At 43.9% G+C, this 23,083-nt stretch carries 20 protein-coding genes and 1 pseudogene; 1 reads left to right on the plus strand and 20 read right to left on the minus strand.

Translation table 11 applies throughout. The annotated features are described in order from the left end of the window. Positions 1-23: 23 nt before the first annotated feature. Positions 24-1,352: a threonine/serine exporter family protein gene (locus tag FYJ75_RS07830; protein WP_154429901.1), complete on the plus strand. Its 1,329-nt coding sequence runs from the start codon at positions 24-26 to the stop codon at positions 1,350-1,352. Between the two features lie 241 nt (positions 1,353-1,593). Here FYJ75_RS07830 and FYJ75_RS07835 read toward each other — a convergent pair whose 3' ends face one another. From FYJ75_RS07835 to FYJ75_RS07930, 20 genes and pseudogenes are all read right to left on the minus strand, one after another. After that, entirely contained in the window at positions 1,594-2,346 is a 753-nt protein-coding gene (locus FYJ75_RS07835; RefSeq protein ID WP_154429902.1) for a DUF4866 domain-containing protein, read from the minus strand. A 78-nt stretch (positions 2,347-2,424) separates the two neighbouring features. Beyond that, positions 2,425-4,695 (minus strand): 5-methyltetrahydropteroyltriglutamate--homocysteine S-methyltransferase, encoded by a 2,271-nt coding sequence (metE, locus tag FYJ75_RS07840; protein WP_154429903.1) that lies wholly within the window; start codon positions 4,693-4,695, stop codon positions 2,425-2,427. A 168-nt stretch (positions 4,696-4,863) separates the two neighbouring features. After that, entirely contained in the window at positions 4,864-5,061 is a 198-nt protein-coding gene (locus FYJ75_RS07845) for a hypothetical protein (RefSeq protein ID WP_154429904.1), read from the minus strand. Between the two features lie 174 nt (positions 5,062-5,235). Further along, positions 5,236-6,423, minus strand: coding sequence for a serine hydrolase domain-containing protein (locus FYJ75_RS07850; RefSeq protein WP_154429905.1), 1,188 nt, complete (start codon positions 6,421-6,423; stop codon positions 5,236-5,238). Between the two features lie 46 nt (positions 6,424-6,469). Continuing rightward, positions 6,470-7,255 (minus strand): amino acid ABC transporter ATP-binding protein, encoded by a 786-nt coding sequence (locus FYJ75_RS07855; RefSeq protein WP_154429906.1) that lies wholly within the window; start codon positions 7,253-7,255, stop codon positions 6,470-6,472. Between the two features lie 9 nt (positions 7,256-7,264). Further along, on the minus strand, positions 7,265-7,921 hold the full coding sequence (locus FYJ75_RS07860) for an amino acid ABC transporter permease (RefSeq protein WP_154429907.1): 657 nt from the start codon (positions 7,919-7,921) through the stop codon (positions 7,265-7,267). Between the two features lie 4 nt (positions 7,922-7,925). Then, positions 7,926-8,243 (minus strand): annotated as a pseudogene (locus tag FYJ75_RS14840) (transporter substrate-binding domain-containing protein); the annotation flags it as partial. 588 nt (positions 8,244-8,831) lie between these two features. Then, the gene (locus FYJ75_RS07870) at positions 8,832-9,764 is read right to left on the minus strand and encodes an AEC family transporter (RefSeq protein WP_154429909.1); all 933 of its coding nucleotides are present in this window, start codon (positions 9,762-9,764) and stop codon (positions 8,832-8,834) included. A 117-nt stretch (positions 9,765-9,881) separates the two neighbouring features. After that, positions 9,882-10,475: a 50S ribosomal protein L25 gene (locus FYJ75_RS07875; protein ID WP_154429910.1), complete on the minus strand. Its 594-nt coding sequence runs from the start codon at positions 10,473-10,475 to the stop codon at positions 9,882-9,884. Between the two features lie 188 nt (positions 10,476-10,663). Then, positions 10,664-10,921 carry a hypothetical protein gene (locus tag FYJ75_RS07880; protein ID WP_154429911.1) on the minus strand — a complete coding sequence of 86 codons (258 nt, stop codon included), beginning with the start codon at positions 10,919-10,921 and terminating at the stop codon, positions 10,664-10,666. A gap of 206 nt (positions 10,922-11,127) precedes the next feature. Further along, on the minus strand, positions 11,128-11,943 hold the full coding sequence (gene larE, locus FYJ75_RS07885; RefSeq protein WP_154429912.1) for an ATP-dependent sacrificial sulfur transferase LarE: 816 nt from the start codon (positions 11,941-11,943) through the stop codon (positions 11,128-11,130). Then, positions 11,940-12,686, minus strand: coding sequence for a nickel pincer cofactor biosynthesis protein LarB (gene larB, locus FYJ75_RS07890; protein ID WP_328596893.1), 747 nt, complete (start codon positions 12,684-12,686; stop codon positions 11,940-11,942). The genes larE and larB overlap by 4 nt, the downstream gene beginning before the upstream one ends. Positions 12,687-12,777: 91 nt before the next feature. Then, positions 12,778-13,206, minus strand: a complete 429-nt coding sequence (gene sufU / locus FYJ75_RS07895) for a Fe-S cluster assembly sulfur transfer protein SufU (protein ID WP_154429914.1) — start codon at positions 13,204-13,206, stop codon at positions 12,778-12,780. Beyond that, on the minus strand, positions 13,196-14,410 hold the full coding sequence (locus FYJ75_RS07900; RefSeq protein ID WP_154429915.1) for an aminotransferase class V-fold PLP-dependent enzyme: 1,215 nt from the start codon (positions 14,408-14,410) through the stop codon (positions 13,196-13,198). The genes sufU and FYJ75_RS07900 overlap by 11 nt, the downstream gene beginning before the upstream one ends. Next, positions 14,407-15,480 (minus strand): SufB/SufD family protein, encoded by a 1,074-nt coding sequence (locus FYJ75_RS07905; RefSeq protein WP_328596892.1) that lies wholly within the window; start codon positions 15,478-15,480, stop codon positions 14,407-14,409. Before FYJ75_RS07905 ends, FYJ75_RS07900 begins: the two co-directional genes overlap by 4 nt. Before the next feature lie 18 nt (positions 15,481-15,498). After that, on the minus strand, positions 15,499-16,914 hold the full coding sequence (sufB, locus tag FYJ75_RS07910) for a Fe-S cluster assembly protein SufB (RefSeq protein WP_154429916.1): 1,416 nt from the start codon (positions 16,912-16,914) through the stop codon (positions 15,499-15,501). Positions 16,915-16,930: 16 nt separating this feature from the next. Beyond that, on the minus strand, positions 16,931-17,671 hold the full coding sequence (gene sufC, locus FYJ75_RS07915; protein ID WP_154429917.1) for a Fe-S cluster assembly ATPase SufC: 741 nt from the start codon (positions 17,669-17,671) through the stop codon (positions 16,931-16,933). Positions 17,672-18,374: 703 nt separating this feature from the next. Continuing rightward, positions 18,375-19,742 carry a radical SAM protein gene (locus FYJ75_RS07920; RefSeq protein ID WP_154429918.1) on the minus strand — a complete coding sequence of 456 codons (1,368 nt, stop codon included), beginning with the start codon at positions 19,740-19,742 and terminating at the stop codon, positions 18,375-18,377. A 129-nt stretch (positions 19,743-19,871) separates the two neighbouring features. After that, complete coding sequence (locus FYJ75_RS07925; RefSeq protein WP_154429919.1) at positions 19,872-21,158, minus strand: O-acetylhomoserine aminocarboxypropyltransferase/cysteine synthase family protein; 1,287 nt, start codon at positions 21,156-21,158, stop codon at positions 19,872-19,874. Positions 21,159-21,610: 452 nt separating this feature from the next. Beyond that, entirely contained in the window at positions 21,611-23,041 is a 1,431-nt protein-coding gene (locus tag FYJ75_RS07930; protein WP_154429920.1) for an alanine/glycine:cation symporter family protein, read from the minus strand. Positions 23,042-23,083 lie beyond the last annotated feature (42 nt).

Genomic DNA, 23,083 nt, shown 5'->3' on the forward strand with positions numbered 1-23,083 from the left:
AATATGGAAGGAAGTGTTGTCGTATGGCAACAGAATTTACCGAAAAAAATCATATGGATATTTCCTGGCATGACTATGTGGACCAGATGACCAACTGCCCAATGAAGGATGCTCCTTTAAAGGAAAAAGCTTCTTTCATCGGCCGGACCGGGCTTATGCTCCTTTCCTGCGGAACCGGTGCCTGGAGAGTCCGCAGTTCCATGAATACACTTTCCAAGGCTCTTGGAATCACCTGCTCTGTAGACATTGGGCTCACCTCATTAAATTATACCTGTTTTGACGGTGAAGCATGCTTTTCCCAGACGCTGTGTCTTGTATCCACAAGTGTAAATACATCCAAGCTCAACCGTCTGGAACATTTTATCAATGATTTTCCGCAAAAGGGAACCATGCTTTCCGGTGAGGAACTGCATTCCCAGCTGGATCACATTGAACAGGTACATGGTCTTTACTCGCCACTCCTTCTTGGACTTGCAGCAGCTTTAGCCTGTGGCGCATTTACCTTTTTACTTGGTGGCGGTCCTGTGGAAATGCTCCTTGCATTTCTTGGTGCCGGTGTCGGAAATACAATCCGGACCAAACTTGGGAAACACCATTTTACCCTGTTTTTCTGCATTGCAGCCTCCGTGTCCATGGCCTGTCTGGTATACGATATCTTTTTTAAAGCCGGAATTTTCCTGTTTCACATCTCTCCACAGCATGAGGCGGGATATATCTGCGCGATGCTTTTTATCATTCCGGGATTTCCGTTTATCACAAGCGGTATTGATCTGGCCAAACTGGATATGCGCTCTGGTCTGGAACGGCTTGCTTATTCCCTGATCATTATCTGCGTAGCCACACTGACTGCCTGGATCATTGCGCTCCTGTTAAAGCTACAGCCGGTAGACTTTCTGCCGCTTCACCTGAGCACGGCCGCTTTGATTATTTTCAGGCTGATTGCAAGCTTCTGTGGTGTATTCGGATTCTCTGTCATGTTCAACAGTCCCGTCCGTCTTGCTGCTGTCGCAGCAATCATTGGAGCCATCTCCAATACACTGAGACTGGAACTTTATGATCTCGTCGGTTTTCCGCCCGCAGTCGCCGCTTTTCTCGGTGCTTTCTGTGCCGGACTTTTTGCTTCCCTGATCAAGCGAAAAGTCGGATATCCGCGTATTTCGATCACGGTTCCATCCATTGTTATTATGGTTCCCGGCCTTTATCTGTACCGCGCAATCTATAACCTTGGAATCATGTCGCTTGGAATCTCAGGCTCCTGGTTTGCATCCGCGATCCTGATTATAGTTTCCCTGCCGATGGGACTGATTTTTGCCCGGATGGTTACAGATAAGATGTTCCGTTACTGTACGTGATTGCAAAAATTACAGAGTAGTTTTCTATAAAGATCAGAGGGTAAAAGGTGGCATTCATCTTAATGGCCAGCAAATTGCACAAAACAGCGGCTGATTTTCTTATTTTCGGACAATGGAACATAATAGGCACTGTTTTATGCAATTTGCCCGGTTTCGAAATAAAAGCCACCTTTTGTCCTCTGATCCTATAACAAAAAAGCATGTTCCGATGAATCTGTTTCCATCGGAACATGCTTTTTTATCAGCTTTCCTTTATAATGCGGTCGGCTTCTTCAATACTTTTCTCGAGCAGCTTGTAAAATTTATGGATTGGAAGAAATACGCCAAGCTCATCGTACTTTTCTCCCTTATCCTCCAATGCATCCTGTCCATAGTACACCAGAGATCTCGGCAGTTTCTCCTGAAGCTTCATCATGATATTCCATACCTCAGCATATGCCTGAGCCTCGGTCTCCTGTTTTTTGACCGTGTCCGGAAGTTCATAGATCATGAGCACACCGATATGGGCTCCCATCTTCTCTTCCACGACTTCCATGGTGTCTTCGTCATAACTGTGTTTCTTACGATAACCATACGCAAGATACATTCTGCTTTTTCCTTCTTTTGTATACACAGCCTGAAAACGCTCATAGTCCTTTCCACTGACCTTAACCGGCGTATTATGCAAAAGCTTTCCATCGTCATCGGTCAGCAGGATCGGATTCGGCTTTCCATCCTGGTTGAAACGAAACGGTGCAAGAAATGCATTCCGTAAAAGATCAAACATACTGTTTCCGCAGATTGTCATAAGGAAAGAGGAAAGATCCCGCTCTTTATACGCCCTGAGCAGCCCACAGGTAAACTGTTCTGCCGACAGTCCTCCCTCGATGTCATCCTCACCGGTATTCAGCGCCTCATAAAAGGTATCCATAAGTCTCCTGCATGCCCTTGGATTCTCCAGAATCCGGTCAAATAACAGTTCTGCTTTTTCTTCTCTCGGAAATAATGTAGCCATAAAACCACGCTCCTTTTCATTCCGTTTGTTTTTCCGACCTCATTATAATACCAGTGTTTCCAAAAGTAAATGCTGCCTCTAGTTTTCTTCGCGGATGATCTGTGCTGCCTGAACCAGATTCTGAAGGCTTGCTTTTGTCTCGCTTTCTCCACGGGTTTTAAGTCCACAGTCCGGGTTAACCCAGAGTTTATCCGGCTCAATCTTATGAAGCATTTTATGCAGGGCATCCACGATCTCCTGAACGGAAGGAACACGTGGAGAGTGAATATCATATACACCTGGTCCGACTTCTGTCTCAAAATGGTTCTCGCGCAGTGCATCAAGGATCAGCAGATCCGAACGGGAAGCCTCAAAAGTAATTACGTCAGCATCCATCTGATCAATTGCAGGAATAATATCTGTAAACTCACTATAGCACATATGCGTATGTATCTGTGTATCCGCTTTTACTCCGCTGTGTACAAGGCCAAACGCCGGGATTGCCCAATCCAGATACTTACTGTTCCAGTCGGATTTGCGAAGCGGAAGTTTTTCTCTTAATGCAGCCTCGTCAATCTGGATCACGCGGATTCCATTTTTCTCAAGATCTAATACTTCATCACGGATGGCAAGTGCAATCTGTGTAACGGATGTTTCCGGTGCAATATCTTCTCTCGGGAATGACCAGTTAAAGATGGTAACCGGACCGGTAAGCATACCTTTCATCGGATGGTCTGTAAGTGACTGTGCATACACAGACCAGGATACCGTGATCGGATTTTTTCTGGAAACATCGCCCCAGATGATTGGCGGTTTTACGCATCTTGTTCCATAGGACTGCACCCATGCTTTCTCTGTAAACAGATATCCATCCAGAGATTCTCCAAAATACTCTACCATATCATTTCTTTCATATTCCCCGTGAACAAGAACATCCAGACCAATCTCTTCCTGCAGTTTTACGCACTCTGCAATCTTATCCTGATTGAACTTTACATATTGCTCATTTGTGATCTCGCCCTTTTTCCATGCCGCACGGTTGGCCTTTACCTCTTTGGTCTGAGGGAAGGAACCGATCGTAGTTGTCGGGAAAAGTGGAAGATGAAGTTCTTTTTTCTGAAGTGCCTGTCTCTCGGTTCTCTTTGGCAGACGCTCATAATCTGATTTCCGGATTTTTGCCACACGCTCAGTAACTGCCGGGTTCCTGCATTTGCGGTCAGCTTCAAATAATGCCTTATTTTCCTGATATTCCGGACTTGATTCATAATCTTTCCAGTCTGCTAATCCACCAAGTTCATGAAGTTCTTTCAGTTTTTCCACAGCAAAAGCAAAATATTTTGTATAATCGGTGGAAAGTTTTGTCTCGTTTGCCAGTGTAAACGGAACATGAAGCAGAGAACATGATGTACTTAACACCGTGTTGATTCCAGCCGCTTTTAATCCACTGAGTGTTTTTAATGTTTTTTCATAATGATTTTTCCAGATATTCTTACCGTTGACGAGTCCTGCAAATAAGATCTTATCTGCCGGGAAACCATTCTTTGCCACAAGATCTGCAGTCTGTACACCCTCTATAAAATCCAGTCCGATTCCGTCAACATCAAGTGCTGTCAGATCCTTGTAAACATCCCTTACATCTCCGAAATAGGTCTGAAGTAAAACCTTCACGCTGCCTTTTCTGAAAAGGAGTTCCTTGTACATCTGAAGGAAACATGCCCTGTCAGCTTCGGTTACATCCTGCACGAGGCATGGCTCATCAAACTGCACCCAGTCTATACCGCGTTTGTCTGCTTCCTGCAAAAATGTGCTGTATGCAGCAACCAGTTCATCCACATAGGAAGCCTTATCTCTGTTTCCAACGGTTCTTGCCAGTTTTAAAAATGTATATGGACCTGCGAAAACCGGCTTTGCATTGATTCCAAGTGCTTTTGCCTCTTCCCACTCAGAAAATACCTTGCTTCCGTCAAACGCAATTCGGGCATCATCTTCAAATTCCGGAACAATGTAATGATAGTTGGTATTAAACCATTTTTTCATGGCAAGCGCTTTTACATCGCCGTCTGCTGCCTGATGTCCTCTGGCCATTGCAAAATATGTATCCAGTGGAGACGCCTGAAGCGCACGGTATCTTTTCGGGATCACACCAAGCGCATATGCGGTATCCAGTAATCCATCATAGAAGGAAAAGTCATTACATGGAATGCTGTCGATTCCAGCTGTTTTTAACAGTCCCCAGTGTTTTTTTCTTAAGTCCTTCGCTGTATTCTGCAGTTCTTCCTCTGTGATCTGCTTTTTAAAATATTTTTCGGTCGTAAACTTTAATTCTCTGAGAGCTCCGACTCTCGGAAACCCAATAACAGATGTTTTCATAGTGTGCATTCTCCTTTATCCAGAATCTGTGTTGATTTGTTATCACTATTCTAAACAGAAAATGCTCCATCTGTATAATACATAAAAAATGCCGTTTGTCATAGATTTTTCCTATAACAAACGACATTTATGTGATGTTTTACAATTTTTTCCGTAATCAGTTCCAGATCAGTATGGATCGGATGACTGCACCGGCCAGATACTTCCCTCATCCAGTCCCTGTGCCGTCAGCCATTCATCTTCAACATTGAGCTGTCTTTTAGCACCAGTTTCATTTTCAAGCGTAACCAGACATTTTTGCTTTTCTCCAGGCTGCCGTTCCTCACATCCATATTCTCCATCAAAAATCTGTTTGATCTTCCACATGATCACTGCCTTCTTTCATACATTGTTAATCTTTTAAACACGCTTTTTTCACATTCTCCCAGTATTATAAATAATGTCGAAAGGACATAAACAATAATTTTTTCATAATCTTTTTCATAACTCCTTTATAGATCCGGACCATCCCCCATGGCCCGGATTTTGTCATACCAAAGACTATAAAAGTTCACCAAGCGTGATATTTCTCAGCTTTCTCGTCAGACTGAATGTCCCCGAATCCTTTTTCTGTGTACCCATCAGAACCGTCAGATCCTCATTCGGGAAATTGGCAAAATACATGCCGAGCCATCCATCCCAGCCGTACTCGCCAGATGCACACAGATTCCTGTGACGCTCCGGGATCACGCATCTTCTCATCAGATTGCCATATGTAAAACCGTCAAGACCGATCCACTGATCCATCATCATCTGCTGGTGCGGAAGCAGGCTCTGCGATGTCATAAACTGAACGGTTTTTGTATGCAGGATCTGCTCACCATTTCCACATCCGCCATTTTGCAGCATACGTGCAAACTTCATATAATCGTCCAATGTAGAGGCAAGTCCTGCGCCTCCTGCTTCATAAGCCGATGCCTTTTTCATGTCATTTCGGATTGCAAGATTATTGCCTTCATAGCGGATCATCTTCTTATCCTGCCCCTGCCCCACTGTTTCATAAGCTGTTGCAAGTCTTTCCTGTTTTTCCTCAGGAACCCAGAAAGCAGTGTCGTTCATGCCAAGTGGCTGAAAAATCTCTTCCTCCAGAAATTGTGAAAATTTCTTTCCGGAAACCACCTCGATCACAGCCCCGAGTACGTCAGCAGATGTTCCATACTGCCAGGAACTTCCCGGTGTATATGCTAACGGACATGCTGCCAGACGGTCTGCAAACTCCAATGTTGACATCGGATTTTCTGAATCCAGACGTTTCTCCGCTTCCGCGTACACCTGTCCCACTGCCAGACCAGCTATCGTCTGCTCATCCGGATACACCAGCCCGGATGTCATGGACAACAGATCATTTATGAACATCGGTCTCTCCGGTGTCATAAGTTGTCCATCCCTGCACACTTTCTGCTTTGCAAATGCCGGCAGAATATCTGCTACCGGCTGATATAATTCTAACATTCCACGTTCCAGAAGTATCATCGCCGCTGCGGATGTAACAGGTTTTGTCATGGAATACATGCGAAAAATGGTATCTCTGTTCAGTTTTCTTCCTGCTTCACGGTCTGAGAACCCTTCCTCACAATATACGATTTCGTCATTTCCTCTCCTGACAAGGAAATTAACCCCCATCACTTCCTGCTCATCGATTGCTTTTTTCATTGCATCCTTAAGCAGATTCCCCAATTTCTTATACATAAATCAATTCCTCCAGTGATTGGCTTTGTACCCTGATCTCTCAGTTCTATCCCTGTGCATATCTTGTCAAAAACTGTTTTGTACGTTCTTCCTTCGGATGATCGATCACCTCATGTGGATCACCCTGTTCCACGATCACACCATCATCCATAAAGATTACCTGATCTGCTACATCTCTTGCAAAAGCCATCTCATGTGTAACAATGATCATCGTAGTCTTCTGTTCCGCAAGTGAACGAATTACCTTAAGCACTTCACCGGTCAATTCCGGGTCCAATGCAGAAGTTGGTTCATCAAAGCAGAGAATATCCGGTTTGAGTGCAAGTGCACGGGCAATTGCGACACGCTGCTGCTGGCCTCCGGAAAGCTGATGCGGATAATGATCCATACGCTCAGCAAGTCCCATTCGTGCCAGAAGTTCTTTTCCATGTGCATCAATCTCTTCCAGAATCGCCTTTTTGTTCTGTTTAAAATCAGCTCTTTCCTGTGCAAGCAGACGTTCTGCCAAAGTTACATTTTCAAGTGCCGTATACTGCGGGAAAAGATTGAATGACTGAAATACCATTCCAAAATGAAGACGTTTTTTGCGAAGCTCCTCGTCCTTATCCTTCTCACTTTTTCCAGCATCAAATAATGTTTCTCCATTTACGCAGATCTGTCCGCAATCCGGAGTCTCCAGGAAATTGAGGCATCGCAGAAGCGTTGTCTTTCCGGAACCGGATGAGCCGATGATTGCAAGCGCAGTTCCTTCTTCCATGGAGAAGCTGACATCCTTTAATACATTGGTCTTGCCAAAATGTTTTCCGATATGTGTTACCTCTAAGATTGCCATGTCATCCTCCTACTTAAAGTAATCCAGTCTGCGTTCAATATAGTTGAACAGCAATGTAAGTAATCCGACAAAAACCAGATAAAATACGCCAGTATAGAAAAGCGGCCAGGTCAGTCCGTCGGATTTCATAAATGCCGCACCGGCAAAAGTCAGCTCATACGCAGCAATAATACGCGCCAGAGACGTATCTTTTACCAGAGTAATGATCTCATTCGACATTGGTGGAACAACTCTCTTGATCATCTGAAGCAGTGTAATCTTAAAAAAGATCTGGCGTTTTGTCATACCAAGCACCTGTCCGGCCTCTCTTTGTCCAGCCGGAACACCTTCAATCCCGCCTCTGAAAATGACGGAAAAATAGCAGGCATAATTGATCACGAATGCAACAACTGTAGCCGTGATACGCCCTGCTTCATTGCCACTCCAGATGGTTCTCCCCAGCCACAGGCCCGGTCCGTAAAAAATGATAATCAGCTGCAGCATAAGCGGAGTACCGCGAATAATCCATACAAGCACCTGAACCAGACTCCTCAACGGGCGGAATCTGCTCAAAAGTCCAAATGCCAGCACTAAACCAAGTGGCAGTGCAAATATGAGTGTCAGAATAAATATCTCAAAAGTCGTTGCCAGTCCACCAAGCAACGACTGTGTAACTGTCCAAAACATGTTATTTCTCCTGTGGTTTCACTACAACCTGTGCATTATTGCAATAAGCATTTGTGCATTCCATTGCGGAAGTAACTTCATTGGTAAGTGTCATACCATTCCATACTACATCAATGCTCTTTGCATCCAGTTCCATTACTTTATTATCCCAGTCAATGACAACAAAGTCAGCTTCTACTCCAAGCTTCTCTGCAACCAGTCTTGCCATATCTGCATCAAAACCGACCCATTCATCGCCATCTTTGTAATCCATTGGCTCAAATTCGGTAATTCCTACAACCAGTTTTCCTTTGTTCTTAATATAATCTACATCGCTGTCACTGTCAGACTGCTCGAATTTTACATCTGCATCCTGTTCCAGAAGAGCCTCCTGAACACCATATTTCTTTGCGATGTCCTGCATGGTTCCATCTGCATAAGATTCCGCAAACACCTGATTGATATAGGATGCAAGATCAGAACCCTTTCTGCAGCCAACTCCATACTCCTCTGTTGTCAGTTTATCTGTATAAGTCAGATCCGGATAACTGGTTCCCTCACCGATCATCGCACCAGCCATAAGAAGATCAATAATTGCTGCGTCTGATGTGCCTGATTTTACTTCCATCAGCGCATCTGCCTGAGAAGAAACGGAATTATACTGGAATCCGTTCTCCTTTGCAGCCTCTTCTCCTGCCGATCCTGCCTCTACTGCATATACCGTACCATCGCCCTTACCAGCCTCGGTACTTCCACCGTTATTTCCACTGTTTTTGCTTCCACAGGCAGTCATTCCAAATGCCATGGCAGCCACTAATAAAACCGCAATTGCTCTTTTCATATGATTCCTCCGTTTGTATCGTTCTATGTGTTTACCATATTACCAAATTATCACGCTAAAGTAAAGAGAGAACCGTCTGTGAAACCGGCGCTAAAACAGTACCTGATAGCAGAGTACCATAAGCGGCATCGTAACAATCGCAAGAAGTGTTGTCATAACGTTAATCGCGCTGGCATACTGTGAATCATTGCCATAAACCTGACACATCTGCGTCACCGTAGAAGCCGATGGTGTGATCACTGCAAGAAATACTACAAGAAGGATATTCCATGCATCTGTGTGCCATGTAATCATTCCACTTACTTTTAATAAAACAAGGGCAATTACCGGAATTACAATCAGCCGGAGCAATGTAACAAAATAGACTTTTTTGTTCAAAAAAACAGCTTTTAAATTCATTCCTGCAAAAAGCATTCCTGTCACGATCATGCTTGCCGGTCCGATCATACTGCCAACTGCACTTAACGTATCTCCGACAATCTCCGGAAGACGGATTCTCGTAAAGAAAAGAATTACGCCTATGAAAATAGAGATCATATTGATATTGCACAGAATTTTTTTCCAATCCATTTTCTCTTCCCTGCTTAGTATTCCTCTGCAATGTGTCCACAAAAATACAAGCTGCACACTCATAAATACACAGCCATACAATACCCATTCCTTTCCAAGAATATAGGTTACCAGTGGAACAATCAGATTGCCTGAATTTGAATAATAAATAGAGGCAGTCTCCACCTCATTCAATTTCAGCACCTTTCCCATTCCCCATACGACCAGAAGCAAAAGCACCTGTAGCAGCACCGAGGCTGCCAGTGCCAAAAGCAGTCCCCGCACCGTTTCCGGCGTATAGTCCACCTGAAACGCATTGATGATCACACAAGGGATAATCAGGTATAATACAATTTTTGAAATAACCTTACTGTCCTCATCCTTTACGATCCCGGTCTTCACGATGATATAACCCATGAGAATCATCAAAAATAATTCTGCGATCTGCTCCATAAGCAATAAACTGATCTGCATATCTGTTTTCTTCCCTTCTACTTGTTATGCCTTTATCTACTCACTATGGAAAAAGGCAGGTTTTCCAATCTGAAAAACCTGCCTCTTTGCTTATCATTCTGTTAATCAAGCCACTGATTATGCCTCAGCAGCTGCGCCATCTTCATCTGCATCTTCATCTTCTGTATCATTATGAGATGCGATAACGCTGACAATTGTTGCATCCAGATGTGTCTGGATATCTACATTCTTGTTCTTTGCAAGATCCAGATCGCTGACCTTAATACTGTCACCCAGTCTTAAGTCACTGCAATCGATATCAATCTTGTCAACCAGATCTTCTGGAAGTGCCTTGTAGGAAATCTCCTCAAGCATCTGCTCCAGAACACCTTCCATAACCTTCTCTTTGTTATGAAGAACGATCTCAGCAACAGAATGTACTTTCTCGCCACTGACTAAAGCCTGAAAATCCATCTCGATAATTGCTCTCTTCAGTGGATCATAATCTAATTCTTTGATCAGAACATCATATTTCTTACCTTCAACATCCAGCATGATCTGACTGCCTTTCATGCATTCACGTTGAATTCTCTCAGCCTCTCTCTTCTCAATCTTCAGAAGAATTGAGCCCTCGATCTCTTTTCCGAAAAGATTACCAGTTACATAACCTTCTCTTCTGAGTTTCTTTGCCTTGGTTTCCATGTCTCTTTTTTGCGCTTTTAAAGTATTCATTTGTCTTTTCCTCCATGCTACAAATTAAGAACACAGGGATGTTTGCGGAATGTCATTAACCAAATGGCGTTTCGTTTCTCTCGTTCCAATGCTGTTATAGTCCTTTTTGTTTTAAAAATCAAGAGGGAATTTTAAATTTTAAGGTAAATAGCTTGTAACGTGCGGGGTTCTGAATAGTTGGTTACATGTCACTTATCAATTCCATATTTCTTATACATTTCTTTTCGGGCTTTTTCATCAGCTGCGGCAAGCTGCACCTCATCATTTAAACCATGTGCGATCAGATAGGTGATCAGCTTTCCTAAAAGATTCTCCCCTTCGGATCTGCCCTCAGCTAAAAGTTGTTCCGATTTCAGTTGTAATACCTTTCCTCCCATAATCTCATCCACCTTTCGTTTGATCTGGTTTTTATCCGGGATTACATATGTGTTGATTTTCTGAAGCATGTCTGAAATGTCATAGTAAAAATCTCTAATTTCTGATATATTTTCATCCTTCAATTACCCGTATACTAAAAAAATAAAAGATTCAAAGGAGCTGCAATTATGTTATATGAAAATTTTCACAATGGTCTCAATCTTGGCGGCTGGCTTTCCCAATACGAATTTGTCGACAGCCAGTCACTGAAAGATGAGTAGCATGACATGAAAAGTTATTCACCTAATGTCTCATTCATACTTCCCATTCGATATCCCTGCAAATCCATCGTCACATAGGTAAAGCCATATGCTTTAAATTCCTTTACGATCTTCTGGCAGTTTTCCTTTTTGATCAAATTGGAAAACTCGTCCGGAAGAACCTCAATTCTTGCAATTGTGCCATGAATTCGTACTCTCACCTGATGAAATCCCATATCCAGTAAAAGCTGCTCTGCCTGATCTACCATATGCAGCTTTTCTTCGGTGATTTCCTCTCCATACACGAATCTTGAAGAAAGGCATGCAAAAGATTGTTTATCCCATGTTTTCAGCCCAAGAGCCTTTGAACGTTCACGGATGTCATTCTTGGTCATTTCGGCATGGCGAAGAGGACTTTTTATTCCAAGCTCATCAATTGCAATCAAGCCGGGTCTGTAATCACCGTTGTCATCCATATTGGATCCTTCAACAACAGCCTGAATTTGTTCTTTTTCTGCAACTCCAAGTAATTTTTCAAATAACTCGCGTTTGCATAAATAACAACGGTTTTTCGGATTATGCTTAAATCCTTCAATCTCAAGTTCTTCAGATTCACAAATTATATGACGGATTCCGTTTTCGCTGCAGAATTGCTCTGCTTCTTTTAATTCACGTACAGGAAAAGAACATGATCTGGCAGTTGCAGCAATCGCCTTATCTCCTAATTCTTCATGCGCAACCTTTAAAAGATAAGTGGAATCCACTCCACTGGAAAATGCCACAACAACGCTTCCCAAATCTCTTAAATATTTCCGTAAAATTAATTCTTTTTCTTCTGCGGTCTGTTTCATCTCTTTCTCTCCCCCAATCTGTTGATCTGCGAAGCAAGATATCCGGCTCCGTAGCCATTATCGATATTCACAGTTGCAATTCCATTTGCACAGGAATTGATCATCGTAAGCAAGGCTGCAACTCCGTGAAAACTTGCTCCATAACCGATGGAGGTCGGAACCGCTATGACCGGAACATCTACAAGTCCGCCAACCACACTTGCCAGAGCCCCTTCCATTCCAGCTACAGCAATTACGCAATTTGCTTTCTGAACTTCTTCCAGGTGAGATAACAGTCTGTGAATGCCGCTTACACCGACATCATATAATCTGGTTACCTCATTTCCGAAAAACTCCGCTGTCTGGGCAGCTTCTTCTGCAACCGGGATATCAGCAGTTCCCGCACTGCATACCACAATATTTCCAATCTTCTCTTTTTCTTTTTCAATCTTCAGAATTTTGGAAAGCGGATCATATGTTACATTTTCACAGTGTTCTTTTACCAGTTCATATTGCTCTTTTGCTGCCCTTGTTCCCATGACCTCGCCGTTTTTTTCATACAGCTTCTCAAAAATTTTCACAAGATGCTCATCTGATTTTCCGCTGCAGTATACAACCTCACTGTAACCGGATCGGATCTCTCTATGGGTATCCAGCTTTGCAAATCCCATTTCCTCAAATGGTTCTTTTCGAAAATAAGCTTCTGCCTCTTCTACCGAGATTTCTCCCGTTTTTACCCGATTCAAAATATCCCTTGTATCGATCGTAGTCCCCTCCCTTGTTACGATATCTTATGCTCTATGAAGACTTTAACATATTTTTCATAAGAAAAAAACAAGGGTATCAATATAAATACTAATCTTTCTCATCCAGCATCTCCTGCATTGTATGCCAGCCTAAAACTGCACATTTTACACGTGCAGGCATATGCGAAATATCCTGAAGCACGGACGCCTCCTCAAGCTCTTCGAGTTCCTCGTCTGTCACTGTTCCTTTGATCATTTTTAAAAACAGATCTGCAAGCTTTAACGCCTCATCTTTGGTTTTTCCGATCACCAGATCTAACATAATATCAGCAGATGCCTGGGAAATTGCGCAGCCATCCCCTTCAAAGGCTCCATCTACGACAATGTCATTTTCGACCTTGAGTTTCAGCCAGATATCATCTCCGCAGCTTGGATTGACTCCCTCCAGCACAAGATTGGCGTCATCCAGCGCATGTTTATGCTCGGGATGAAGATTATGCTCTGTTAAAATCTCATTGTAAAATGTTTTATTCTGCATAGCCCATCTGCCTCCTTATCTCTGCCAGGCTCTTTAAAAATGCATGGATATCTTCCTCGTCATTGTATATTCCAAGGCTGAGTCTCGTCGCCGAGGAAATTCCAAGATGCTTTAAAAGCGGCTGCGCACAGTGATGTCCCGCGCGTACCGCAATATGATCTGCGTCCAGAATGGATGCCACATCATGTGGATGAACGCCATCCAGTGTAAATGTAATAATTCCATGATGGTCTTCGGCTTTCGGTGATCCTACAACATGCACGCCATGGATCTGCTTCATGCCTTCCATCGCAAGTTTCGTCAGTCTGCTCTCTGTTTCTTCCACCGTATCAAACCCGATCTTTTCGATATATCGGATTGCCTCTGCAAGTGCGCATGCACCTGCGGCATTGACTGTTCCGGCCTCAAATTTATGTGGCACCTCAGCCCACACTGCGCCTTCTCTTGTAACGGAATCGATCATTTCCCCGCCACATAAAAACGGAGGCATCTTCTCCAGAAGTGCACGTTTTCCATATAACACACCGATGCCCATCGGTGCAAACATTTTGTGTCCGGAAAATGACAGGAAATCAACATCCAGATCCTGCACATCCACGGACATATGCGGTACGCTCTGTGCTCCGTCTGCCACGAATACAGCTCCGTGTTCATGCGCAATCTTTGCAAATGTTTTCAGATCATTTTTACAACCGAGCACATTGGATACATGCGTCATCGCTACAATCTTCGTGTGGTCTGAAATTGCCTTCTGAAATGCTTCTTCCGTAAAATGACCATCCTGTGTACATTCCAGATACACGACTTTTGCACCGGTGCGTTTAGCAGCCTGCTGCCACGGAAGCAGATTGCTGTGATGTTCCATGATGCTTACAAGGATTTCATCCCCCGGCTTTAAGATTTCGCTGCCAAGACTGTATGCTACAAGATTCAATGCCTCCGTTGCATTTCTCACAAAGACAATTTCTTCCGGTTCTTTTGCGTGGATAAACTCCTGCACCGTCTGTCTCGCTTCCTCGTACTTCTCTGTTGCCATTTCGCCAAGCTCATGAATCCCACGAAATGGATTCGCATTGTATTTTTCATAAAATTCGCTTTCCGCCTTTAACACGCATTCTGGTTTCTGCGAAGTGGCAGCCGTGTCAAGATACACGATACTGTTGTCACGTAACAACGGAAAATCTTTCTTTCTATCTGCTCTCATACCTGTTCTTCTGCCTCAAATGTTCTTCCCTGAAATTCAAATATCTTCTTGCGTGTTTCCAGATCCGGGATTTTTCTGCTGATCTCATCGATTCTGGCCTGTGCCATCATCTCATAAACTTCCTCTTTTGTCAGTCCTCTCGATTCCAGATAGAATAACAGCTCATCATCCAGCTTTCCGATCGTAGCTCCATGATTGCCTTCCACGTCTTCTTCTGCGCAGAGGATCAGCGGAATTGTGCGGTTTACAACCTCTTCGTCCAGAAGAAGTACGTCTTCCTTTTCATTTCCGACTGCACCTTTTGCTCCCTTTTTGAAATCGATCGTTCCACGGTACAGTTTCTTTGCCTGATCCCGTAAAACTCCTGCTGCACGCATGTCACTGGTTGTTTTCTTTCCCTGATGCTCAGCTACATAGTTCATATCGAGCACTCCGTCATTCTCTACAAGATATCCTGTTTCTGCCGACAGATTACTGCCTTTTCCAAGCAGTGTGGCCTTGCATCCCAGATATGTGTTTTCTCCGCCTAATACGAGCTGGAGCACCTCTACATCTGCGCCATCTTTACACAGCGCGCCGATGTCATTGAGCAGGGTAAATTTGTTTCCAAGCCGATCGATCTGTACCAGTCTGACTTTTGCATTCTTTTCTGCCACAATCTTCGTCTGCACAGCTGCCTGACCGGATGCAGATTTATCCGATGTATAATCCATGATCACCGTCACTTCGCTGTCTTCTTCCGCCCGGATTCCAAGTGCACTGACCTCACATGCTCCTTCTTTATAATCAAACGTCAGTTTTACCGGTTCTTTCGTCTTTTCCCCGGTCGGTGCCTTGTATACATGAGTGGCTGCGCCGGATCTTTTGATCAGCGTATCCATGTCTTTTCCCATTCCACTTGTGATCTCCTGGAATGTTTTCCAAGCTTCGGTATCTGTTTTCCACTGTTCATCCGTCAGTGGTTTTTCTTCCGGTATCTGTATATTTTCAAGCTGCGTATCGTTCATGTGAAGCCAGTTCCATGTTTTCGATGGCAGTTCGTTGATTGTCATATTGAGTCCTTGTTCCACGATTCGTTCTCCTTTCTCCTATCCGATGCTGCCCTTCATTTCCAACCGGATCAGGTTGTTCATTTCAACCGCATATTCGAGTGGAAGTTCTTTTGATACGTTGTCGGCAAAACCGCTGACGATCATTGCCCTTGCATCCTCTTCCGAAATTCCTCTCGACATCAGATAAAATACAGCATCATCACTGATTCGTCCGATTTTTGCCTCATGTCCGATGTCCGCATCCTGCGTACGGATATCCATTGCCGGGATTGTATCGGATCTGGATCTGTCATCTAACATCAGCGACTGACAGGACACAGCGGATTTGCTCTTTTTCGCTTTCGGTGTCACAACAACAGAGCTTCGGAATGTACTGATTCCTCCATCTTTTGAAATGGATTTGGTGTTGATATAAGAAGAGGTTTCCGGTGCATTGTGTACAACCTTCGTTCCAGTATCAAGGTTCTGTCCGCCGCCTGCGAACGTAATTCCGGTAAACTCTGCTCTTGCACCTTTTCCATTTAATATGCTCATCGGATAAAGGTAGGACACGTGGGAACCAAAAGAGCCTGATACCCATTCGATTGTTCCGCCTTCCTCTACTTTTGCCCGCTTTGTATTCAGGTTGTACATGTTTTTGGACCAGTTCTCAATTGTGGAATACCGCAGTTTGGCATTTTTTCCAACGTACAGCTCCACGCAGCCCGCATGCAGGTTCGCAACGTTATATTTCGGGGCAGAACAGCCTTCGATAAAATGCAGATAAGCACCTTCTTCCACAATAATAAGTGTGTGCTCAAACTGTCCGGCTCCTGCTGCATTCAAGCGAAAATACGACTGAAGTGGAATTGTTACTGATACTCCCGCCGGCACATATACAAAAGAACCGCCGGACCATACAGCTCCGTGAAGTGCTGCAAATTTATGGTCTCTTGGTGTTACCAGTTTCATGAAATGTTTGCGTACAATATCTTCGTACTCACCGGTCAGTGCGCTTTCCATATCGGTATACACAACGCCCTGGGCCGCAACTTCTTCTTTTACATTATGGTAAACAAGCTCCGAGTCGTACTGCGCGCCAACGCCGGCAAGCGATTCCCGCTCGGCCTTTGGAATACCAAGTTTCTCAAAGGTGTCCTTGATATCTTCCGGAACATCGGACCACTTTGCGCTCATACGTGTATTTGGTTTGACATAAGTTGCGATCTGATCGATGTTCAGTCCTTCAATGGATGGTCCCCATTCCGGGACTTTCATCTCGTTATAGATCTGTAAGGACTCCAGCCGGAAGTTTGCCATCCACGCCGGATCATGCTTTTTCTCAGAGATTTCCTGTACGATCGCCGGTGTCAGCCCCTGTTTGATGCGGTAAGCATCTTTCTCATCGTTTCGGATGTCGTATATGCTCCGGTCCACATCTTCTACATAAGTCTTTTCACTGTTGTCTCTCATCGTATCCGAACCTCCTTTATAAGAACCGCTCGAAACCGTGTTCATTGATCTCGTCCACAAGCGATGCGTCGCCGGATGCGACGATCTTACCTGCAACCATGACATGTGTCTGGTCTACATGCAGGGATTCGAGTATTCTGGTGCTGTGCGTGATAATGAGAAGTGCACCCTTTTTGTCCTTCTGATATTCTTCGACACCCTTGGAAACCATCCGCACGGCATCAACATCGAGTCCGGAATCTGTCTCATCCAGAATTGCCAGTGATGGTTTTAACATCAGAAGCTGCAGGATCTCTGCCTTTTTCTTTTCACCACCGGAAAATCCGACATTTAAATCACGGTCTCCATAGGATGGATCCATCTGAAGCACTTCCATGGCTTTTTCCAGTTCCTTTTTAAATGTCCAGAGTTTGATTCTTGATCCGGTTCTCTGTTCCACAGATGTACGGATAAAATTACGAAGAGAAATTCCAGGCACTTCCAATGGGCTCTGGAAAGACAAAAAAAGTCCGTCCTTTGCACGCTGATCTGCTGATTCTGCAAGAAGGTCTTTTCCTTTGAACAGGACTTCTCCACCTGTCACTTCATACCTTGGACTTCCCATAAGCGTATAACCCAATGTGGATTTGCCCGCTCCGTTTGGTCCCATCAGTACATGAGTTTCTCCTTCATTTATGTTTAAATCTATTCCGTGAAGAATCGACGTATCTTCTACTCTCGCCGACAACTGCTTCACCTGTAATAACTGTTCTGACATGTTGCATCTCCTATCCCCTAGTGTATTACTAGGATTTTATAAGCCTATTATATCGCCTTTTATTAAATATACAACATGCAATTCCTACAAATCTAGTATGTTTTATTCTCCTTAATGTGAAAAATTGCTCAATAACTGTTCTGCAATAGGCAATTGCGAAACTCTCCCGATATTTACACCAGCATGTACTGCAAATGCAACTGACTGCAGTACATGCTTATCTTAATTTTGTGAGTTTCACAATTGTCTTATATGTAATACTGCTTGAAAGGACATTTTATGATTTCAAGCAGTATTTGTTCAAGCTCTCTAACAGTTGGGAAAATTATTTACTGGATAATAGAACGTTTTGGGATTTTAAGCAGTATTTATTAAAACCTTCTAACCATTTGAGGGAATATTTACTGCTTAAAGGAACTTTTTTATGATATTAAGCAGTATTTGTTTATGTTTTCCATTCATTTTAAAGTGTACATACTGTCTAGATCAACAAAATAGAGATTTAAGAAGTAAAACCGAAAATCCCGGTTTTCGCAAACACTCACTAAAACAAAATATACGCCTGTCGCACACTTACGCGCCCGAGCGGTATGCGAAGCATTAACTTCTTCTCTGCGAGGTGCGCATCCTACCCGAAAAGAAAAGAGGGATTCTCACCGTCTGGCAAGAATCCCTCTTTTCTATCTTTTCTATCTCTTCTGTTTTATTTCTGCTGCTCTTTCTTTTGTTTTTTTTCTTCCTGTCTCTCTTTCCAGAGTTTATTCGCTGTAGGTGTCCAGTTGCATGCATAGGATTCGCATTTCTCGCAAAGATGTTCTACGCTCTCCGGAGACTGCAGATCTGTGGATTTTGCTCCGGTCTTTTCTACGATCTCTTTGATTTTCTCCGGATTCTCAAGCATCGGGCATGGACGCAGATGATTGTCATTAAATGGCTGACCATCATGATATGCCATGAAGATTGGGCTCTGCATTACCTCTAATAATGACATGTCATGGATGTTCGCATTAGAATAATGGATAAATACACAAGGATCGCAATCTCCATTCGCATTGATATGCAGATAACGTCTTCCTCCTGCAATACAACCGCCGACATACTCACCGTCATTCTGGAAATCCATTGCAAAAATGGACTTCTCCATACGCATTTTACGGATCTGATGGAACATGTATTCTCTCTGCTCCGGTGTTGGAAGCAGTTCTGTTGCTGCATCATTTCCGACTGGCATATAGTGGAAATACCATACAAAACGCGCGCCCCATTCGATCATCTGATCAAAGAACTCCGAACTACTGATTGAATCAATATTCTGGCTTGTATAGCATGCACTGATTCCGAATGGAAGATGCTTTCTTTTTAAGATCTCCATTGCTTTTACAACTTTGCTGAAAGTTCCCTGTCCACGGCGTCCGTCTGTTGCTTCTTCAAAGCCTTCAACGCTGATCGCAGGCATGAAGTTCTTCACTTCAAGCATTGCATCCGCAAATTCTTCATCGATCAGTGTTCCGTTTGTAAAGGACAGGAACTGACAGTCGTTGTGTTTTTTGCAGAGTGCGATGATGTCCTGTTTACGGACAAGTGGTTCTCCGCCGGTATATATGTACATGTAAATACCCATTTCTTTGCCCTGGGTAATGATGGAATCAATATCGTCAAAAGTCAGATTCAGACGATTGCCATATTCTGCTGCCCAGCATCCTGTGCAGTGCAGATTGCATGCTGAAGTAGGGTCCAGTAACACTGCCCATGGAATATTACAGTTGTATTTTTTACGATATTCCTCCTGCTTTTTCCAGCCGACAAGATTGCCGTTTACAAAGAAGTTCTCAAAGATCTTCTTCATAACGCCCGGATCTGTCTCCTTTAAAATACTCATCATCAGCTTATAGTAATTGTTCTGAGGATCATCCAGAACCTCTCGAAATGCTTTTCGCTGGCCAACAAAATTATCACCAGCAAGACGGTCTACCCAATCCATTAATTTAGGCAGATTCTGTTCCGGGTTTTTCTCAATATAACCAAATGCTGTCTTCAAACCAAACTGTACAACTTTACTTGATGTATCCATAGAATCCCTCCGTTTATCTTGATAAAAATGCTCATTGAGTATTCATTATAGAACATTATGCGCTCTATTTTCTCAATAAGCAATCAACAAAACGGAGGGATTGTATACGGTAAATCTACATTATTCTGTTTATGAAATTGCGTCCAGTGCGTTGGAAATATCAGCAATCAGATCTTCTTTATCTTCCAGTCCCAGGCTGATACGAATCAACTCCGCCGGTACTCCTGCCTCTTTCAGCTGCTCATCAGTCATCTGTCTGTGCGTTGATGTTGCCGGGTTCAGACAGCAGGTTCTGGCATCTGCAACATGAGTCTCGATCGCTCCGAGTTTTAAGTTCTTCATAAATACGGAAGCTGCTTCACGTCCGCCCTTTAAACCAAAGGATACGACGCCACATCCGCCGTTTGGAAGATATTTTCTGGCTCTCTCATAGTATTTATTGGATGGAAGTCCCGGGTAATTGACATAAGCGACCTTTGGATGCTGCTCCAAAAATTCTGCAACTGCCTGTCCATTCTCCACATGTCTTGGCATGCGTACATGAAGCGATTCCAGTCCCAGATTTAAGATAAATGCATTCTGCGGTGACTGCATTGAACCAAAATCACGCATGAGCTGTGAAGTACATTTTGTGATAAATGCTCCTTCTTTTCCGAATTTTTCTGCATAGGTGATTCCATGATAGCTTTCATCCGGTGTACAAAGTCCTGGATATTTGTCTGCATGTGCCATCCAGTCGAATTTTCCGCTGTCAACGATGGCTCCACCTAATGCTGCTCCATGTCCGTCCATGTATTTTGTCGTAGAATGCGTTACAATATCTGCGCCCCATTCAAATGGTCTGCAGTTGACCGGAGTCGGAAATGTGTTATCCACAATCAGCGGTACACCATGTGCATGCGCAACCTTTGCAAAAAGCTCAATATCCAGAACTGTAAGTGCCGGGTTGGCAATAGTCTCTCCAAACATGACTTTGGTATTTGGCTGGAATGCTGCATTTAATTCTTCTTCGGTTGCATCCGGTGATACAAATGTTGCAGTGATTCCCATTTTTGCCATGGTAACTGCGATCAGGTTAAATGTGCCTCCGTAGATGGAAGAAGATGCCACAATGTGGTCCCCGCATTCACAGATATTAAAAAGTGCAAAGAAATTGGCTGCCTGTCCGGAAGAAGTCAGCATCGCTGCTGTTCCGCCTTCCATAGCTGCAATCTTGGCTGCAACATGGTCATTGGTCGGGTTCTGCAGACGACTGTAAAAATATCCTTCTGCCTCAAGATCAAACAGTTTACCCATATCTTCGCTGGTGCTGTATTTAAAAGTCGTAGACTGTACGATCGGCACCTGTCTTGGCTCGCCATTCCCAGGTGTATATCCCGCCTGTACGCATTTGGTTCCTATTCTGTATTCGTTCATGATACCCCTCCTCGGTTTATTTCTGTTTTAGGATTAGGGTGTCCAAAAGTGCCTTTTAGCTTCGGGGCTGGCAAATTACACAAAACAGTGACTGATTTTGTGACCTGGGAGAAAATTAGAAAATCTTAGTTTGCCTGTGTGTAACCAGTGTTTTGCTGCCACGGACGGCAGGCAAAAGTCTTAACGCCCCATGGACGGGGCGTTTAAGACGTACACGTCACTTTGAAAAATACAAATCAGGTAAACTTAGATTTCCTTATTTTCGAACAATGGAACATAATAGGCATTGTTTTGTGTAATTTGCTAATTCAAAATCAAAAGGCGCCCTTTGACACCCTAACCCTGTTATATCCATATATTCCTACGGGATATAGTACCATTTGCAATGTCTTTTTTCAAGTAATAAGCCCGGAACATTCGAGGAATGCCCGGGCTTATCGTATTTGCACGCTCTATTTTTCGGCTTCTTTTTGCGCCTTATGCTTTGCAAAAAATGTTTTTGTCTCTTTTACCACGACACCACTTAACGCGAACAGTGCGATCATGTTCGGAAGTGCCATGAGACCATTAAAGATATCTGCAATCGTCCATACTGCACTTACCGTCATGTATGGTCCGATAAATACCGCAAGGATATAGATCCAGCGGAATACTTTCACTGATTTCATGTTACCGCCGCTTAAATATTCCAGACAGCGTTCACTATAGTAATCCCATCCAAGAATCGTTGTAAATGCGAAAAATACAAGGCAGAGCATCAATACGAATGAGGATACCTCTTCCGGGAAAGGAAGTCCCTTCTGGAACGCATATGTGGTTACTCCCACGCCTTCCAGTCCATCTACCTGCCATGCTCCGGTCAGGACAATAGACAGTCCTGTCAGTGTACAGATTACGATGGTATCGATAAAAGTTCCTGTCATGCTGACCAGTCCCTGGCGCACCGGCTCTTTGGTCTGCGCCGCTGCTGCCGCGATCGGTGCACTTCCGAGTCCCGCCTCATTGGAGAAAATACCACGTGCCACACCTTTTTGCATTGCCACAAGCATGCTTCCCACAGCTCCGCCGGTCACCGCTCTCGGTGAAAATGCAGCTTTCACAATAACTTTAAACGCAGCTGGAACAGCTGTGATATTGCATGCAATCAGAACTACCACAAACACAACATAGATAATCGCCATAAAAGGAACAACGATCTGGCTGACGCTCGCAATTCGTTTTACCCCGCCGATCAGCACGGCTGCCACGCAAAATGCAAGGATCAGCGATGCAATAACGACGGACCAGGAATATTTTCCAAGGAATGGAAGCAGTTTCACACAATGCGCATTGTCCGGATCAAAAAAACCGTTTACTGCACTTGCAATACCGTTTACCTGGCTGAAAGTTCCGATTCCAAAAAGTCCGACACACACGCCGAAAAACGCAAAGACTTTTGCAAGCCACTTCCACTTGTCGCCCATACCACGTTCAATGTAATAAAATGGTCCACCAAGACTGTGCCCATCCTCGGCAACTACACGGTATTTTACCGCAAGCAGTCCTTCTGAGTATTTTGTTGCCATTCCGAAAAATGCTGCAAGCACCATCCAGAACAGTGCACCAGGTCCACCTGCGCCTACTGCGGTTGCTACTCCGACGATATTTCCGGTTCCGATTGTTGCACTGAGTGCTGTACAAAGAGCCGCAAAGCTTGAGATCTCGCCTTCTGCTTCCTCTTCGTTTTTGATCATCCATTTGAGTGCAAGGGGAAGTTTCCGGATCTGAAGAAGACCAAGTCTTACGGTAAGCAATAAGCCTCCGCACATGATCAGAACCATAAGCGGCACTCCCCAGACAAAGTTGTCCACCGCTGCAAGAAAATCATTTACTGCATTCCACATTTGTTTCTTTCCTACCTCTCGTGTTTCTTAGGCAGTTTTCTT

Source organism: Roseburia porci, from assembly GCF_009695765.1.
Classification (GTDB): domain Bacteria; phylum Bacillota; class Clostridia; order Lachnospirales; family Lachnospiraceae; genus Roseburia; species Roseburia porci.